The organism is Catonella sp., assembly GCF_057250765.1.
The window spans coordinates 1-17,481 of sequence record NZ_DBHIEC010000021.1 but is presented as its reverse complement, the minus strand read 5'-3'; the positions used below and the strand labels follow the sequence as shown (position 1 = coordinate 17,481).

Here is a 17,481-nt window from a genome sequence, read left to right as displayed (position 1 = left end):
ATTTAAGCGTTTTGTAAGTGAATTTTAAGAATATCGGTCTTCGATTTAATTGACTTTGATTGATATAAGGTTTAATCTTATATTGTCAGTTAAATCGGAGATTTATAACTTTAACGGGAAGCTTTGTATTAGGAGATTTATGTACGGATATGTAAATATTAATAAGATGGAGCTGAGGCTTAAGGAAATCTATGAATTTCAAGGCTTTTACTGCGGGCTTTGTGAAACTTTGGGAGAAAGATACGGAGTAAGCGGAAGATTTTCACTCTCCTATGATATGACATTTCTTATAGTCTTGCTTACGTCGTTATATGAGCCTGACTCAGCTATAGTAAGTAAACGCTGCCCGGTACACCCTCTTAAAAAAAAGCCTGTAATTACGAATAAGTTTAGTGAGTATGCTGCTGATATGAATATCATCCTGGCTTACGAGCATTTTACTGATGATTATAAGGATGAGAAAAAGCTTAAGGCGGCTGCAGGGCTTTTGGCATATAAGAATGCGTATAAAAGAGCTGCAGTTATGTATGAAAGACAGACAAAGGTAATTAGAGAAGAGCTTGATAATCTAAGCAGAATTGAAGAGGCTGAGGAAGATGATATAGAGAAAGCAGCCGCTACCTTTGGCAGGATAATGGCCGAAATTTTTGTATATGAGAAGGACAACTGGGAAGAGGATTTGAGGAGAATTGGGTTTTATATTGGTAAATTCATATACATAATGGATGCTTACGAAGATGTGGAAGAGGATGTTAAAAAAGGAAATTATAATCCTTTTAAGAAGATTTATAAAGATGATGGTTTTAGAGAAAATGTGAAATATATGCTTGAGATGACGATAAGTGAGTGTGTAGCATCATTTGAAAGGCTGCCGCTTTTAAAAGATATCGACATTTTGAGAAATATATTGTATGATGGAGTTTGGACAAAGTTTGACAGGAGGTCTGAGAATGAATCCTTATGAAGTGCTTGGAGTATCAAGGAATGCAAGTATTGATGAAATAAAAAAAGCTTATAGAGAACTTAGTAGAAAGTACCACCCTGATTCTTATGTGGGCAACCCTCTATCTTCGTTGGCAGAGGAGAAATTTGAGCAGGTGCAGGAAGCCTATGATGCCATTATGAAAGAGAAAAATGGAGAACGTAATTATTCAAATTATGATAACTCTAATAATTACGGATATAATAACGGTGAGAGTGGTGAAATGGCAGAGGTATACAACCTTCTTGGCAGAAGGTCTTACAGTCAGGCTTTACGGCTTCTTGATTCTATACCGAACAGAAATGCAAGATGGTATTATTACAGTGCAATAGCTCAGGTAGGACTTGGCAACAACCTTCGTGGCATGGAGTATGCGAAGATGGCGGTATCTATGGAACCAAACAACATTGAATATCAGAATCTGGTTAACCGCTTAAGCTTTCAGGGTAACAGATATGGTGAGGTTAGAAATGTATACAGAGGCGGTAGGAGCGGATTTGATGATGCAAGTGACCTGTGTTGTAAACTATGGTTAGCTGATTCACTATGTGAGTGTATGGGAGGAGATTTGTGCTCATGCATGTAAATGTAAAACAATTAGTTTATGCAGGGCTTTGCCTTGCTGTTTCTATGGTTTTGGTGATACTTGAAGGCGTATTCGGGATGAGTACGCTTTTTTTGCTAAGCCTGTCCGGATTTTTTGTGGGAGTGGTGATAAGAGAGTCAGGCTTTAAGATGGGAGGAGCGTATTTGGCTGCATCCATTGCTCTTGCATTTTTCATAGCTCCGGATAAAACAAAGATAATCACGTATGTGGTAGTGGAAATATATATATTTGCAAGAGAGGCAATATGGGAACTTATGACAAAGGGAGAGATTAAAGATGCCAAAAGATCAAACCTATTGTATTTTCTTTCAAAATTAGCAGTATTTAACCTGCTCACTGTGCCTCTTGTTCTAATATTCCCTACGCTCTTCCTAACACAGGTAAGTACAAAATGGCTTTTGATTGCTATAGCAGTGATACAACCTGCTTGGTATGTAGGAGACAAAGCCTATGATGCGTTTCAGATTGGCATATGGAATAGGATTAAGGGTTTGATATGATATTAAATAAATATTTGGGAAGTAACTACAATGTGGCTGAACTAAAAGAGGCTGTCTATGAAGGCGAAGGAGAGCTAACGAAGGTGGCTGCCTACGCTTTTAAGGAACATAGAGAGCTAACTGAGGTTAGCCTCCCCGAGAATGTGGAAGAAGTAGGAAATAACGCTTTTTACAACTGTAGAAATCTACGCAAAATTGTATTTTATGACAAAATAGAAAGCTTTGGTGATGGAGCTTTTCGTAACTGTAGCAAGCTTGACTATATAGAGGTTAAAAGGGCGGGAGGAAGTCTTAGAGGGCTTAAGGAAATACTATTAGCCATGTCAAAATCTGTGACGGTTTCAGTGTATGGAAATGAATTGTTTTTTCCACATTTTCAGCCTGAATTTCAGGATAATGTAGGAGCGAAAATAGTGGCTGAAATCATGCACGGTGCAGGTATGAATTACAGGGAATGTGTAGACAGAGAGGGAATAGACTATATGAAATACGATGGGCTGTTCACCATACAAAAATACTCAATGGACTTAAATGAGGCGGTTATGGTATGCAAAGCAAGGCTTATATATCCTGTAGAGCTTAAAGATGAAAAAAGGGCCGAATACCTTGAGTTTTTAATAAACACTAAAAAAGCTCTTTTAGATGATGCCGCAAAAAATAAAGACAGCGCCTCGGTTACAGCCTATATTGATGTGGGAATATTTGACACAAGGGAGGCAACAGATGAGGCCTGTGATTTCTTTTGCGAGACAGACTTTGCAGAGGGTGTCAATATTATGATTGAATATAGAAACAAGAAGTTTAAGAAAACAAGCATAATGGATATGGAAATATAAAAAAAGCAGATATAATGGATACGGAATTATAAGGTAAAATCCGGTATGGTAATAATGGATAATTGGAATTAAGATAACTTGTATAATGGATATGGAAATATAAAATGGGAAGAAGTAATAAAGAATGGGAGAACCTTGGACTAAAGATATTTAACGCCGCAAAAAATGAACTCTACCTCTCTATGAGATACCTCTACTTAGCTCTTGACGGACTGGAGATAGTAGCGGATATGAGGGTGGATTTCCTTGCTACAGATGGTGGAAAGCTGTATTTTTTGCCGATGATGGCTGCTGAGAAGTATATGGAAAATCCTCTCCTTATCAACAGAGCCTATCTTCACTCTGTGCTTCACTGTCTCTTTGGACATATGTATAAAAGGGAGAAGAGGGATGAGGATTTGTGGAACCTTGCATGCGATATTATGGTGGAGGGAGTTATAGATGATATGGAAGTCGCCAGTGTAACTACAGTTGTCCCGCCTCTTAAGGAAGAAGCTGAGGTAAGGATAGCAAGGGAGTGTAAGATATTTTCAGCAGAATACATCTATGACTATTTGAAGAAGAATAAAGAAGATATACTAGCTCTAGAGAATTATTTTAAGGTAGATGACCATTCTCTTTGGGATAATGAGAATAATGATGAGAAGGATACAAAAAGAGAAAAGAAGGAAGAAAATGCCAAAGAAGAAGAACTGTGGAAGGATGTAAGTACTAAAATACAGACAGAGATTGAGACTTATTCAAGGAGTATAGGTATAGAAAATACAAGGCTGTATCAAAGTCTTGTGACAAAAAATAGGGAAAAGGTATCTTTTGCTGATTTCCTCAGAAAGTTTAAGGAGCCGGTTGAAGAAATTAAGCTTGATTTTGAGACCTTTGACTATGGTTTTTACAACTATGGACTTAGGCTTTATGGAAATATGCCTCTTATAGAGGAGCCGGAATACAGGGTTTCGGAAGTAGTTAAAAATTTTGTGGTTGTTATAGATACCTCAGGTTCGGTGAGCAGGGAGATTGTTACTGCTTTTCTTGAAGAGACTGTAAATATCCTGACTGAGGAAAGCGTTACTGAGGATTTTGGTATTACCAGAGAATGTGTCATTATTCAATCAGACAATCAGATTCAGGATGTTAAGGTACTACATAATAAAGCAGAACTTGAGCATTATATTAAACAGTTTGAAATTATCGGGCGTGGAGGCACTGACTTTAGGGTTGCTTTTAGCTATATAGCGGAGGAAGTAAAAGCGAGTAGAATGAGCAAGCCTTCCGGATTAATTTACTTTACAGACGGATATGGTATTTATCCAGAGGCAAAGCCTGAGTACGATGTGGTTTTTGTGTTTCCCGAGACTGCTTATCCCGATGGGAAGCTGCCCTATCTAAGTGGGGAGTTTCCTGTGTGGGCAATGCATTTGGTGATGAATGTTTAGAAAGGTAAAAAGATGAATATAGAAGCGGCTAAGACAGAGATTAAGCGCACTTTAGCGTTGTACTTGGAAAAGGATGAGATGGGGAATTATTTGATGCCCCAGGTGAAGCAGCGGCCACTCTTTTTGGTGGGACCTCCGGGAGTGGGTAAGACTGCTATTATGGAACAGGTGGCAGCTGAGGAAGGGGTTGCCCTTGTGTCATATACCATTACCCACCATACGAGACAGAGTGCAGTGGGACTTCCCTTTATAAAAGAGAGGGAATATGACGGTAAGCTGTATTCTACCACTGAATACACTATGAGCGAGATTATAGCAAGTATCTATGAGAGCATAGAAAAGACAGGCATTAAGGAGGGAATACTTTTCCTTGATGAAATTAACTGTGTATCAGAGACACTTGCGCCTATGATGCTTCAGTTTCTTCAGGAAAAGAAATTTGGCAACTTCAGTGTACCTAAGGGCTGGATTATAGTTACTGCGGGCAATCCTGCGGGATACAATAAGTCTGTAAGGGAGTTTGACACTGTTACACTGGATAGAATAAGACAGATAACAATTGAAGCAGAATATAGCGTATGGAAGAATTATGCGATAAAACAGGGAGTTCATCCTGCTATAATGAGTTTCCTAGAGATTAAAAAGGAAAATTTCTACTACATGGAGACAACTGTAGAGGGAAAGAGAATAGTTACTCCGAGGGGATGGGAGGATTTCTCTGTGCTTTTATGGGGATATGAGAGAAAGGGCTTTGATATATCTAATGAGGTAGCTCTTGAGTTTATAAAGGATAAGAGAATAGCTGTAGACTTTGTCAACTTCCTTGAGCTTTTCCGTAAATATGAGAATAAATATAGGATAAAAGATATACTTGAAAATGGAGATATTTCAGCTGAACTTCCAGGCTATGAAGAAGCAGGCTTTGATGAGAAGATAAGTGTGGTTTCTATGATGCTTTCGGGACTTAATAACTATTTTATAAAGACTTACAGAGAAGAGGAATATCTAAAAAGACTATTTAATGTGCTTAAAAGGGCAAAGGAAGAAGAAGGATATAAGACAGTATGTGAGCTTTATGAGGGCGAAAGAAAAGAGTATGAGAAGCTTACTCTTGGTAGAGCCTTAGACAAGGTGCAGGATAAAATTTATCTTAAGACCATATCTAAGCTTTCTGAACTAATTTCTCTATATGACGGAGCTAAAGAGGAAGAGTTTTCCAGCAAAATGTCGGAGTTTTTTGCAGGAGAAAAGAAAGCGGTGCTTGAAATAAGTGAAAAGGCGGAAAAGGCTCTTTCAAATGCGATTAACTTTATGGAGAAGTATTTCACTCCTTCTGATGATAGTGAGGAGCTTGCTCTGGCTTCAGGTTCAGAAATGGTTTACTTCATCTCAGAGCTTGAGACCAATTATTACAGTATGAATTTTATAAGGGAACATTCAAGTTTGGATCTTAAGAAGTATGGAAAACTCCTTAAGACATCTTCGATGCGTGAAAAACTTATGAGTGAGATAAAAGGGGAGTAGCAGAAAATGCTATCCCGAAAATCTTAAGGTAAATGGATTTGAAAGGGTTATAGATTAAGTCAAGTCAGGGGCTGCCGTATCAAGACTATGTCTTGCTGTACTTATACTTGTTGCGGCTGCCCCCCCAAATATTTTGCACCACTACCTGAGACCGTCTTTTGTCAATACATAGACCTTGTCACAGACCTCTTCTATGTACTTCCTGTCATGTGAAATGCTTATAATGGCACCCGGAAATTCTCTTAGCATCTTTCTTATTACAGGACCTGAAAGAGGTGAAAAATTCCTCGTAGGCTCGTCAAGTATGAGTACATTTGCTTTAGATATGCTCATCTTAAGCAGAAATATCTTCGCCTTTTGACCACCAGATAGCTCAGAGATTGGGTGTTCCATCTCATCTGATGTATAGTTTAGCGAACCTAAAAAAGTTCTGATTTTTGTTCTTTCTTCTTTACCTGCATCAGGGCAGAGGTACTCTACAGGAGTTATATCCAGTTTAAGCATATCTTCATAGTTTTGCGGCATATATTCAGCCTTTATATCAGTCCTACATAGCAAGATTTCAGCAATTTTATGTATGAGACTTGTCTTTCCTGAGCCGTTCTTTCCGGTTATACAGATTTTTTCGGGACCACGAAGGCTTAAAGCGATATTTTCAGCAAGGAGGACCTTGTTATCCGGGGTATATAGCTTAGGGAGCTCGAATTCTATGACTGTCTTTCCTGATGGAATTAAAGAGTTCCTGTCTCCAAGCTTAAAAAAGATAGCCTCTTCCTGTTCAGGACTTTCAGTCATGTCTCTTTCTTCCTTTTCAAAGCGGTGAGCCATAGACTTTACTGCATGCATCTTCTTTTTTAACAGTCTTCCTCCCGCAGGATCTCTCCTGGTAATTGTAGCCTGTGCGTGTTCAACACTTTGGTATATGCGGTTTAGTTTTTCATCTCGAATCTTTTTAAGACGCCTGTCATTTTCAGCAACTCTTTCCTGGTTGTTAAAATCGCGCCTCCTTTCCTCCATATACTGAAGATATGGAAGCCTAGTTACAGTGTATCTGCTTTCTGTTTTTCTTCTAATCTGTTCAAGGTGAATCACCATATTGGCAGTATTTTCAATTAATACCTCGTCATGAGATATGAAAATGACTATATGCTTAAAATCATTTATTATATTTTCAAGAAGACAAAGAGTATCGGTGTCAATGTCGTTAGATGGCTCGTCAAGCAAAAGAACTGTAGGTTCCTCAAGCAAAAGCCTGATAAGTGAGACTTTGATTTTTTCGCCACCTGACAGAGTACTCATTAATTGCTCGCTATAGTAAATGTCGGTAGGAAGTCCAAAGTCTTTGGCCATCCTGCTTAAAGCTTTGGGATTCTGTGAGAGGAAACTATCTGACTGCATAAAAAAGTCGTAAATACTTATATTAAGCAATTCATTCGCCATCTCCTGTGGGAGATAAGCAAGTTTTTCTCCGGATTTAACAAGGGTTCCATCTTCATTGCAGTAGGTTGTTATTAGCTCTTTGTCATATATCCACTTTAGGAGAGTGGATTTTCCGTTTCCTTCTTCACCGATAATTACAGCCTTGTCTCCATCGTTAAATGAAGAGGAAAAGTTACTTAGTATAATTCGATTATCTTTTTTATGGCTTAGGGTTAGATTTTTTATCTGTAGCATAATCCTCCTAAAATGAAAAAGTCTGCTTCATTTTCTGAAACAGACTAAATATCCCAATCGCCATCAATATAGGAGTTGCAATCAATTATCATCTCTTATGATGAAGCATAAAATTGATTCAACCCTAAAGAGGTATATTATGCCTTGATATCAAGATTTCATCAGTATTAGAACTTAATGATAAAAGCATAAAAATAACACAGCCGTCATAGGGGAATTATAAATAATCTAATTCAGAAAAAACACAGACTTATTCCGTAAAATCAGTCTGTTATTAGTTTCATAAATTAAATTATTTATTAATCATTTTGCCACCTGTACTGTGCCTTTCTTTTTTGATAATTCTAATGATACCAAAAATATAATTTTTGTCAATAGCGGCAGATTAAATCCAATAAATAGTGAGTTTACTTGATATTTGCCATTAAATAAAGGGATTTTGGCGATAATTAAAATAATTTCAATTATATCAAATTATTCTCGTCTTGCCCTTTATTATATCCAAAAAAAATGTTATAATGAAGAGTGTACGTCAAAAAATCAATCATAAATCAGGGAGGAAGAAGAATGAGACTAGGTGGTCTTGAAGCAGGCGGAACTAAGATGGTTCTCTGCGTAGGAGATGAAAAGGGTGAGATATTCGAGCAGATATCAATACCTACAGGGACTCCTGCAGAAACAGTACCTGACATTATTAAATGGTTTTCAGATAAAAATATAGAAGCACTTGGAATAGGTTGCTTTGGACCGGTGGATGTATCACCTGAATCACCTACCTACGGTCAGATTTTGGAGACTCCTAAACTTCCTTGGGTACATTATGACCTACTTAAAGAACTACAAAAAGAAATAAAGGTTCCGATGAAAATAGATACTGATGTAAACGGTTCATGTCTTGGAGAGATGGTTTTTGGCTGTGCTAAAGGCATCGATTCCGTTGTGTATGTCACAATAGGAACCGGAATCGGTGTGGGTATTGCTATCGGAGGCAAGCTGGTTCACGGGATGCTACATCCTGAGGCGGGACATATCATAGTCAATAAGCATCCTGAGGATAAGGGGAACTGTATCTGTCCATATCATGATGCCTGCCTTGAAGGCTTGGCGGCAGGGCCTTCCATAGAGAAAAGATGGAATAAAAAGGCCTATGATTTGGAAGACAACGACCTTGCTTGGGAGATAGAGAGTGATTATATTGCTCAGGCGTTAGTAAATTATATACTGACTGTTTCACCTAAAAAGATAATCTTGGGTGGAGGAGTTATGCATCAGGAGAGGCTTTTCCCTCTTATCAGACAAAAGGTTACTAAGTTACTCAATGGGTATTTGAACACCCCTGAAATCAGGGATATGAATAACTATATAGTTCCAAACAGCCTTAATGACAATCAGGGAATACTTGGAGCTATCGAGCTTGGAAGACAGGCTTACGAAGAAAACAAAGCTAAAGAGCTATAAAGAAAGGGATAGGGCAATGGTAAGAGCAATAGTTGGAGCAAATTGGGGAGACGAAGGTAAGGGAAAGATTACAGATATGCTTGCACAGACATCTGACATTATTGTTAGATTTCAGGGAGGAAGCAATGCAGGACATACTATAATCAATAACTATGGAAAATTTGCACTTCATTTACTTCCTTCAGGTGTATTTTATGACCACACTACAAGTATTATAGGAAATGGAGTTGCACTCAATATTCCTTATCTTATCAAAGAAATCAATTCTTTGGTTGAAAAGGGAGTACCAAAGCCAAAGATACTTGTATCAGACAGAGCACAGATTATTATGCCTTACCATATCAAGTTCGATGAGTATGAGGAAGAAAGACTGGGCAAAAACTCATTTGGCTCTACCAAGTCAGGCATAGCTCCTTTTTATTCAGATAAATATGCAAAGATTGGTTTTCAGGTATCAGAGCTTTTTGATGACGAGATTCTTAAAGAAAAAATAGAAAGAGTATGTATACAAAAAGATGTGATTTTAGAGCATCTTTATCATAAGCCTGCAATTGACAAAGTCGAGCTTATGAATACACTTCACGAGTACAGAGATATGGTTGCTCCTTATGTTTGCGATACCGCACTTTTCATACAGGAGGCAATAAAGGCCGGCAAGACAGTTCTTCTAGAGGGACAGCTTGGAACACTTAAAGATCCTGACTTTGGTATATATCCTATGGTTACTTCATCCTCAACCCTCGCATCCTACGGTGCCATAGGAGCAGGTATTCCTCCTTATGAGATTAAGGACATTATAGCTGTAGTAAAGGCTTATTCGAGTGCTGTCGGAGCAGGTGAATTCGTGAGCGAAATCTTTGGCGAAGAGGCTGATGAGCTTAGACGCAGAGGAGGGGATGGCGGAGAGTACGGTGCTACTACAGGACGCCCAAGAAGAATGGGTTGGTTTGATGCTGTAGCAAGCCGCTATGGTGTAAGGATGCAGGGTGCCACACAGGTGAGTCTCACTGTGCTTGATGTGCTCGGATACCTTGATGAACTTCCTATTTGTGTAGGCTATGAAATAGATGGTAAGATAACAAGAGATTTTCCGGTAACTGCTGAACTTAAGAAGGCTAAGCCGGTATATGAAAAGCTACCGGGCTGGAAATGTGAGATTAAGGGAATCAGAAAATATGAGGAGCTTCCTGAGAACTGTAGAAAGTACATTGAGTTTATAGAGAAAGAGCTTGGAGTACCTGTTACCATGGTAAGTAACGGACCGGGAAGAGAAGATATTATCTATAAGAAATAAAAAGCTATTGTAAGGAGGGGTACTAATGGAAAAAAAGATAGAAAATTTTGCGGAAGAAAAGTTTAACTTTGAACTTCCGGAAATATTAGTGCTGCCCTCCGCTTTGGAAGTATCAGTTAGAACCGACACAGGTGCTGTCGGTTCTTTTAAGATAAGATATAAGGATGAAATAAAATATAGTGACAGAAAAATAAGAGGCTATGTTACCTGCAATGACTATCGCTTTAAGTTTAGTACTATTACTTTTTCAGGCTGTGAAGTTGAGATAAAATTTGAATTCGATGGCAGGGGATTGGCTCCTGATCATGAATACAGCGGAAATATCCGCTTGATTACCGATTGCGGTGAAATTACAGTTCCTTACTTCATCAAAACTAAAGAAGAAGGGCTTGTAATAGAGGGCGAGGATATCAAAAATATTTATCAGTTTGCTTCCTTTGCTGAGCATAATTTTGAACTTGCTGCAAAGATATTTTACAGTGATGAATTTGAAAAATATGTTCTAAAAGACAAGGAGGAGCTTAAACTCATACGCAGAGGCTTACTTGGCAACAAGGACAGATACAGGGCGTTAGAGGAGTTTTTCTGTTTTACTAAGAGTAAGCAGAGGGTTAGACTTACTGCTGACAGGACGGTTTATAATTTTCACATTTCAGGGCTTCCTATCAAGGATAAGCTGCTCATTCGTAAGAGCAACTGGGGATATGTTAAGGCTGATATCATTACGGAGGGTAAGTTCTTTAGAATTAATAAAAATGAAGTAACAAATGAGTCCTTTGAAAACGGAGAATTTGCACTTGAAGTATTTATAGATCCGAGGTATATAAGGTCTGAGAAAGCAAGCGGAAGGATTATTTTCCGTACCTTTGAAGAAGATCTTTGTATTGAATTTAATTTTATAAATACAACAATTTCTCCTGAAAAGTCTGCTGCGAATAGAAAGAGATTTGAGTATACTAAAAAATTAATAGATGAATTCTATGCCTATCGTATGGGAACGAGCAGCCTTAAAAATGTGACTACTGCAGTGCGGACGATATTGTATGGCATTGGTATATCGGGAAGAAATCAGGAAATAGTTAATTATGTCAATATTTATTTACATCTGATTAATGGAAATGAGGCAGAAGCAAAGGAAGAACTTGCAAAGCTTAATACCAATACGCAGATACCGTTGTTTAGGCTTATTTATATTTATTTTAAGTACAGGCTTGCATCTGAAGAGCATAAGGAAAAATATAGACGAGAGATAGAAAAGCTTATTAATATAAAGGGCTATCAGGCGGGATTATATTTTTTAATCCACATGGATGGCAGATACAAGATGAATTTAGCCAGAAGGCTGGATTTTATTGAACAGCTTTACAATGAGAGCTTCCAAAGTCCGTTTTTGCTCATGGAGGCTTGGAGTATATATAAGTCTCAGCCGGATCACTTCGGAAAGCTTAATTCATTCTCTATTCAAGTAGTTAACTGGGCTATAAAGCATGGCTTTTTCTCGGGTAAACTTGTCACAGAGAAATTTGTAATCCTTACAAATGAACTTAGAGAGTATAATCCTCTGGTAATTAAGCTTTTGGAAGTAGTTTATAAGAACTGGGGAGTTGAAGAGGTTGTTCAGGCAATATGCGCCCAGCTTATTAGAAAAAAGAACATGGATGAAGCTGACCATGAGTGGTATAGAGTAGGTATTAAGCGAGGTATCAAGCTTACAGGAATATACGAACTGTATATGAGAACGATGAGAGATGATTCAGATGAGAAAATAGAACTCTCGGTATATTCATACTTTTTATATGATAATACACTTAATACCGCAAAAAAAGCCTTGCTGTATTCATACCTGATAAAGAATAAGAATGAGGCTGATTTACAGGATATATATAGGGAATATAAGGAGCAAATCTACTCATTTGCAAGTGAACAGATTAAAAAAGGTGAAATCAGCTCCAATCTTGCAACTGTATATAAGCTGGTATTTAAGGATTACAACTTTTTATCAGAACATTATTCTTATCTGCCTTCAGTTATTTTTAAGAAGAAAATTGTATGTAAAAATGCAAATATGCAGTTTGTTACCATAGTTACAAGAGGACTTATAGCTGGCTCTTCATATAGGTTCAATGACGGAGTTGCCATAGCAGATGTGTCAGGGGAGTATTCTACTGCTGTAGTGGCGGATAAAGAAGGGAACTTATATCCTGCCAAAGAATATTGTGATTCGGAAAGACTTATAAACTACTATGATTATTTAAATAGCTGTTATGAGGCAGGAGATAGAAGTTATATGGAACTTCTTACCATTGTTGCTGAAAATGACCGCTTTCATAAGCAGTGTAAGCACCTAAGTGAAATCTGCGAGCAACTGCTTGCATCTAAGGTTATTACAGAAGAATATAAGTATTTTATAAGAAATAAGCTCTTAGAGTACTACTTTGAAGCCAATGAAGGTGAAAAACTTGAACTCATATTAAATGACTATGATTTTAATCAGGTTGATGGGAAACTAGCTGATTATGCGGCTAATATAGTATTGATAAGAAATGTATACCCTCTTTCACTTCAGGCGCTTAAGATAATTGGCCTTGATATGGTGGGGGCAGGAAAGCTGTCTAAGGTCATTTCATCCTATATCGAAGATGAAGATGAGGCAAGAAAAAAAGAAAACTTTGGAATAATTATTTCATCCGCATACAGACTGTTGCTTGATAAAAAGGCTGATGATGAGGTTGTTATCTTCCTTAGAGACAATTATGAGGGTGGTGTAACTGAACTGGACTTGATATACAAGGAACTTAGAGATAGGAATTTACTGAATGTAGAATTTGTCTCAAGGGTTATTCAGCAGATGCTCTTTTCTGAGTCTCTTGCAGTGGAATCTGATAAGATATTCGAATACTACGAAAAGTTTGGCGAAGAGACCTTGAGTAAAGCATTTTTATCCTATGTTTCCTACAAGTGGCTTGTGAGGGATGTAAGAGTAGGTAAATACTTTGAAAAGCGTATCTATGATGAGGCATACAAGACAAAAAGCACGTTGTTCATTGTCTCATATCTCAAAATCCTAAGCGAGAAGAAGTTTTTAACTGATGAGGAGAGGGATTATGTCACAGTATGGGTAGAAAACCTTGCAGAAGAAGGCATTATACTTCCGTTCTTTAAGGAATTTAAGAATAAATGCAGGCTCCCTGCTGAAATCGAAAATTCAAACTATGTGGTCTGCTATGCTGACAGCGAAGATGAGGTTGCTATCAATTATAGAATCATTTCTTCTGCCAATGGCGGAGACAGAAGCTATACTGTAGAATGGATGAAGAATGTGTATCAGGGCATCTTTGTAAAAGAATTTTTGGTTTTTGCAGATGAAGTGGTACAGTATTATATTTCCATTAAGGAAAAAGGTGATGATGAGCCAAAGATAATAATGAGTGACGAGTTAGTCATCAAGCAGGATGTGCTCTTTGAGGAAGACTTGGGACATAGCTTATTCTCACAGATAAACATGATGTATGTATGTAAGGATTTGTCAGACGAAAAAACATTGAAAGAATATATGAGGAATTATGTAGCTCAAAAGGAGATTATAGATAAGCTGTTTTCTTTGGAGACTATAGATGAGGAGTTTTGATAATGAGAGAGAAGGCAGGACTTTTGGTTGGAATGGACATTTGCGAGGATTATGTCCAGCTGACCTATTATGATAATGAGCTTCTTTCGCCTGAATCAGTCAGCAGGGGGGAAGGAGAAGAGCAATACCTTATACCTGCGAGACTGGCGTACAGAAAAAGTAAAAATGATTGGATAATAGGAGATGAGTTAGACAAAGAAGAGTCAGGGGACATTGTCGAAGTACAGGATTTCATCAAATATGCCTGCCTTTATGAAGAGATAAGGGTATGTGATAAGACCTATAAGGCAGAGCAGCTGATGAAGATATTTCTTGAAGCTTTGTTAAATGTACTAAATAGCTTTTATCCGTTTAACGAGATAGAATACCTGGGAATTACTTTTCCTACAGTTACAAAAGAGATGTCATACATGATGAATGCTGTACTTAAGGAATTGGGATTTGAAAAGGAAAAGTACATTCTTTTAACTCATGACGAGGCATTTTTATACTATACTATCAATCAGAAAATCGAGCTTTGGCTAAATGATACTGCTTTATTTGAGCTTGAGGAAGATGGACTTCACTTTAGAATACTTACTATATCCAAAAAGCTTGAGCCTATAACAGCTAAAATAAGCAAAAAGGAAAAGGCTGAGAAGCTTAATAAGTCCCTAGTCAGAAGTAATCAGGAAGAAAGTGCCAATTTGTTCCACACCCTATCTCTTATGGCTCTTGAAGAATCTACAGTTTCTACCATTTATGCGGTAGGAAGAGGCTTTATAGATGCTTGGGCAGATGGAGTACTTAGGAAGCTTTCTCCGGGTAGAAGGATATTTAGAGGGCAGAACCTATATGCTAAGGGAGCCTGCCTTGCTGCAAAAGACAAGACCTCAGATGAACCTACGGACATAGTGCTGATGGAGGAGGACAAGACAACAGTAGGCTTTTCGTTTATGGCTGTAAAGGACGGTAAAAATACTGAGATTACACTCTTAAAGCCTGCACTAAAGTGGTATGAAGCAGAAACTGAGATTGACCTAATTATTAAGGATGAAGATGAGTTGGGTATACAGATAAATGATTTTATTACCAAAAAAACCAGCCAGAGATTCATATCATTTTCGGGAATTAGCACTGCTGAAGCAGGATTGACTAGAATAAGGCTGTCGCTTAAATTTACAAACAGAGATACCTGCATCATAAAAGCCTCTGATATGGGCTTTGGAAGCTTTGTACCTACTACAAACAGAGTCTGGGAGTTAATATGGGAAAAGTAATAATATGTAGCGGTAGACTTGCGGTAAAGCCGTTTGTGCCGGATGGAACAGATAAAAGACTGTACTCTATTGAGGAAATCTGTCACTATGTAAACAACAATGTATACAGCATAGACATGAAGTTTTTTTCTCATCATCTGACAGATTATATTAAAGAAGAGCTTAAATTGCCTGCTGTGGCAGACAAGCTTAAAAGATTGGTTGATGATGGCTTCAGCCTTAATGATGTAATTACTGCTTTGTTTTGCAGCTGTGACCTCTATAGCAAGGACGAAATTCTTGAAACCATAGAGCTTGTTAAGTCCTTAGAGAAAATGCCGGACTGGGAAAGAAAGGCATTTATAGGCTATAAAAAGCTTGAAGAGAAGAAATATCTTGCAGCCTTAAAGTGCTTTAGAGGAACTCTGAAGGTGGAAAGCCTTGCAGATAGGGACTATGGACTGGTGCTAAAAGCTATGGGGATTTGTCTCATACATGTATCCTCCTTTAGAGAAGCAGCAAATTGCTTCTACAAGTCTTATAAATATACTGGTAGCAATAAGGCACTTTTACTGGCCATACTTGCACTTAAGCTTGGAGGCCACGAAAAGGAATTTAACGAAAAAGTCGGTGAATTTACAAATGACGAGGCTGTTATATCAAAGGCTGAGTCTGTATGGAAAGAAACTGAGAGATTGGCTTTAAATAGTGAGAATATAAGTAGAATTGAAAATGTTTTTGGCAAGCTTAAGACCTATAAGGTAGCGGAAGGCTACAAGGAAATAGAGTTTAAGCTTGAAGAATTTAAAACTGAGTATAGGGAAGGAGCTTGGAATGGGCTTATTTCATAAAAAGATAAAGGAAGTTGAACCGGAAGAGGTTAAGGTTGATTATGAAGAGGAAGTTCGTTCAATTTGTGAAAAAATTGACAAAGCTAATCTTCAGATAAAAATTATAAAAAAAGAGTATGATGAAGTTAACCGTTATCTACAGGATGCTCAAATAATTGACGGTTTGCCTGAAGAGCCTAAGAAAGAACTGCTTACATACGCAAAGTACATTCTTGACCTAAGAAAGGATATATCAAAGCTTGAAAGTAAGAGAACTGAGCTTACTGAATTTGAGTTCGGCGTTATGGAAAGGTATGAGGATATAATTCCTGACGAGATAAAAAGACTGAAAAAAGAAGAAGAGTACGAGCAAACAATTAAAAGTGACTTAAGAAAGCTATCAGGTGAAAAAGCAGTGCTTAGGCATGAAGAGGAGGTAGAGCTTAGCAGAAAAGCATTTCTAGGGAAGCTGGGCTTGGTAGCAGGCACAATCATAGGCTTACTTTTGCTTATGTATCTTATTCTTTATATGATATTTGATACCTTTGCTGATATTGCATTTGTACTTACCATAATCGGTGGAGTTGTTATAGCCTTCTATATATTCATTGAAACTGATAAAAACTCGAAGGCACTTAAGCTGAATGCTGCAAAGGAGAACAAACTGATTAATCTTACCAATACAGTTAAGATTAAATATGTTAATCAAAAGTCCTCTCTAGATTACAGCCACGATAAGTATGCGGTAAACAATGTATTTGAGCTTGAGTACAGATATAATCAGTATATGTCCTATAAGGAAGATGAGATGAAGCGCAGAAAAGCCAATTCAACTTACGAGTTTTACAACAACAAGTATAAGGACCTGCTCTTTCAGTATAAGGTTCATGACGCTGAGGTATGGTCTTATCAGGCAGGAGCGGTAGTAGATCCTAAGGAAATGGTTGAGATAAGACATAAGTTAAATGAACGAAGACAAAAGCTTAGGGAACAGCTAAGTGAAAATACTGAAACAATATCAAAGCTAGGGGAGAGGCTTACTGAGATAGGAAAGAAGTCTGAAGAACTGGGAATCATGGTCAATGGGATGATGGAGTTCTATGGAATTGGAGCAGTTCCAAGTGGGACAAGGAAAAAACAAGGACTATCTCAATAAATACTAACGTAAGCACAAGTATAAAATAGGCTAAAGTGACTTATCAGTCTATTTATGATATAATATATCTTAACAATAAAACGGATAAGGGGTAATAATATGGCAATTTGTTATAAACCATTATGGCACTTATTGGTAGAAAGAGAAATGAACAAAGAAGACTTAAAAAGAGCTGCAAACATAACAAGCAAATTTAATATACTTGCGATTGGAGAAAACTGGTGTATTGACTCTATAATTAATATTCCTGTAGTTCATTGGTTAGAAAAAAAATAATGAAAATAAAAAACTTAAAGTAATAGATACAGATAGTTACAGTAA

General features: G+C 37.5%; 14 protein-coding genes. 13 read left to right on the top strand and 1 reads right to left on the bottom strand.

Annotated features, from left to right (window positions below; genetic code table 11):
• Positions 1 to 139: 139 nt before the first annotated feature.
• The 6 genes from ACO6HM_RS10340 (at position 140) to ACO6HM_RS10315 (ending at position 5,882) form a co-directional block, all read left to right on the top strand.
• Entirely contained in the window at positions 140 to 964 is an 825-nt protein-coding gene (locus ACO6HM_RS10340) for a DUF5685 family protein (RefSeq protein ID WP_485390968.1), read from the top strand.
• On the top strand, positions 951 to 1,568 hold the full coding sequence (locus ACO6HM_RS10335; RefSeq protein ID WP_485390967.1) for a DnaJ domain-containing protein: 618 nt from the start codon (positions 951 to 953) through the stop codon (positions 1,566 to 1,568). The genes ACO6HM_RS10340 and ACO6HM_RS10335 overlap by 14 nt, the downstream gene beginning before the upstream one ends.
• Entirely contained in the window at positions 1,553 to 2,089 is a 537-nt protein-coding gene (locus ACO6HM_RS10330; protein WP_485390966.1) for a hypothetical protein, read from the top strand. Before ACO6HM_RS10335 ends, ACO6HM_RS10330 begins: the two co-directional genes overlap by 16 nt.
• A complete protein-coding gene (locus ACO6HM_RS10325; protein ID WP_485390965.1) occupies positions 2,086 to 2,925 on the top strand; it encodes a leucine-rich repeat domain-containing protein in 840 nt (279 codons plus the stop codon). The genes ACO6HM_RS10330 and ACO6HM_RS10325 overlap by 4 nt, the downstream gene beginning before the upstream one ends.
• A 104-nt stretch (positions 2,926 to 3,029) precedes the next feature.
• Positions 3,030 to 4,358: a vWA domain-containing protein gene (locus ACO6HM_RS10320; protein WP_485390964.1), complete on the top strand. Its 1,329-nt coding sequence runs from the start codon at positions 3,030 to 3,032 to the stop codon at positions 4,356 to 4,358.
• 12 nt (positions 4,359 to 4,370) lie between these two features.
• Positions 4,371 to 5,882 carry an ATP-binding protein gene (locus tag ACO6HM_RS10315; RefSeq protein WP_485390963.1) on the top strand — a complete coding sequence of 504 codons (1,512 nt, stop codon included), beginning with the start codon at positions 4,371 to 4,373 and terminating at the stop codon, positions 5,880 to 5,882.
• Between the two features lie 141 nt (positions 5,883 to 6,023).
• Here ACO6HM_RS10315 and ACO6HM_RS10310 read toward each other — a convergent pair whose 3' ends face one another.
• The gene (locus tag ACO6HM_RS10310) at positions 6,024 to 7,556 is read right to left on the bottom strand and encodes an ATP-binding cassette domain-containing protein (RefSeq protein WP_485390962.1); all 1,533 of its coding nucleotides are present in this window, start codon (positions 7,554 to 7,556) and stop codon (positions 6,024 to 6,026) included.
• A gap of 567 nt (positions 7,557 to 8,123) precedes the next feature.
• Here ACO6HM_RS10310 and ACO6HM_RS10305 point away from each other — a divergent pair.
• From ACO6HM_RS10305 to ACO6HM_RS10275, 7 genes are all read left to right on the top strand, one after another.
• Entirely contained in the window at positions 8,124 to 9,014 is an 891-nt protein-coding gene (locus ACO6HM_RS10305) for an ROK family protein (protein ID WP_485390961.1), read from the top strand.
• Positions 9,015 to 9,030: 16 nt separating this feature from the next.
• Complete coding sequence (locus tag ACO6HM_RS10300) at positions 9,031 to 10,308, top strand: adenylosuccinate synthase (protein ID WP_485390990.1); 1,278 nt, start codon at positions 9,031 to 9,033, stop codon at positions 10,306 to 10,308.
• A gap of 25 nt (positions 10,309 to 10,333) precedes the next feature.
• Positions 10,334 to 13,936, top strand: coding sequence for a DUF5717 family protein (locus tag ACO6HM_RS10295; RefSeq protein WP_485390960.1), 3,603 nt, complete (start codon positions 10,334 to 10,336; stop codon positions 13,934 to 13,936).
• 2 nt (positions 13,937 to 13,938) lie between these two features.
• Positions 13,939 to 15,195, top strand: a complete 1,257-nt coding sequence (locus ACO6HM_RS10290) for a DUF5716 family protein (RefSeq protein WP_485390959.1) — start codon at positions 13,939 to 13,941, stop codon at positions 15,193 to 15,195.
• Positions 15,183 to 16,025, top strand: a complete 843-nt coding sequence (locus ACO6HM_RS10285; protein WP_485390958.1) for a hypothetical protein — start codon at positions 15,183 to 15,185, stop codon at positions 16,023 to 16,025. The genes ACO6HM_RS10290 and ACO6HM_RS10285 overlap by 13 nt, the downstream gene beginning before the upstream one ends.
• Entirely contained in the window at positions 15,970 to 17,160 is a 1,191-nt protein-coding gene (locus ACO6HM_RS10280) for an AAA family ATPase (RefSeq protein WP_485390957.1), read from the top strand. The genes ACO6HM_RS10285 and ACO6HM_RS10280 overlap by 56 nt, the downstream gene beginning before the upstream one ends.
• A 99-nt stretch (positions 17,161 to 17,259) precedes the next feature.
• Positions 17,260 to 17,436 carry a thioredoxin family protein gene (locus ACO6HM_RS10275; RefSeq protein ID WP_485390956.1) on the top strand — a complete coding sequence of 59 codons (177 nt, stop codon included), beginning with the start codon at positions 17,260 to 17,262 and terminating at the stop codon, positions 17,434 to 17,436.
• The last annotated feature ends 45 nt before the right edge of the window (positions 17,437 to 17,481 follow it).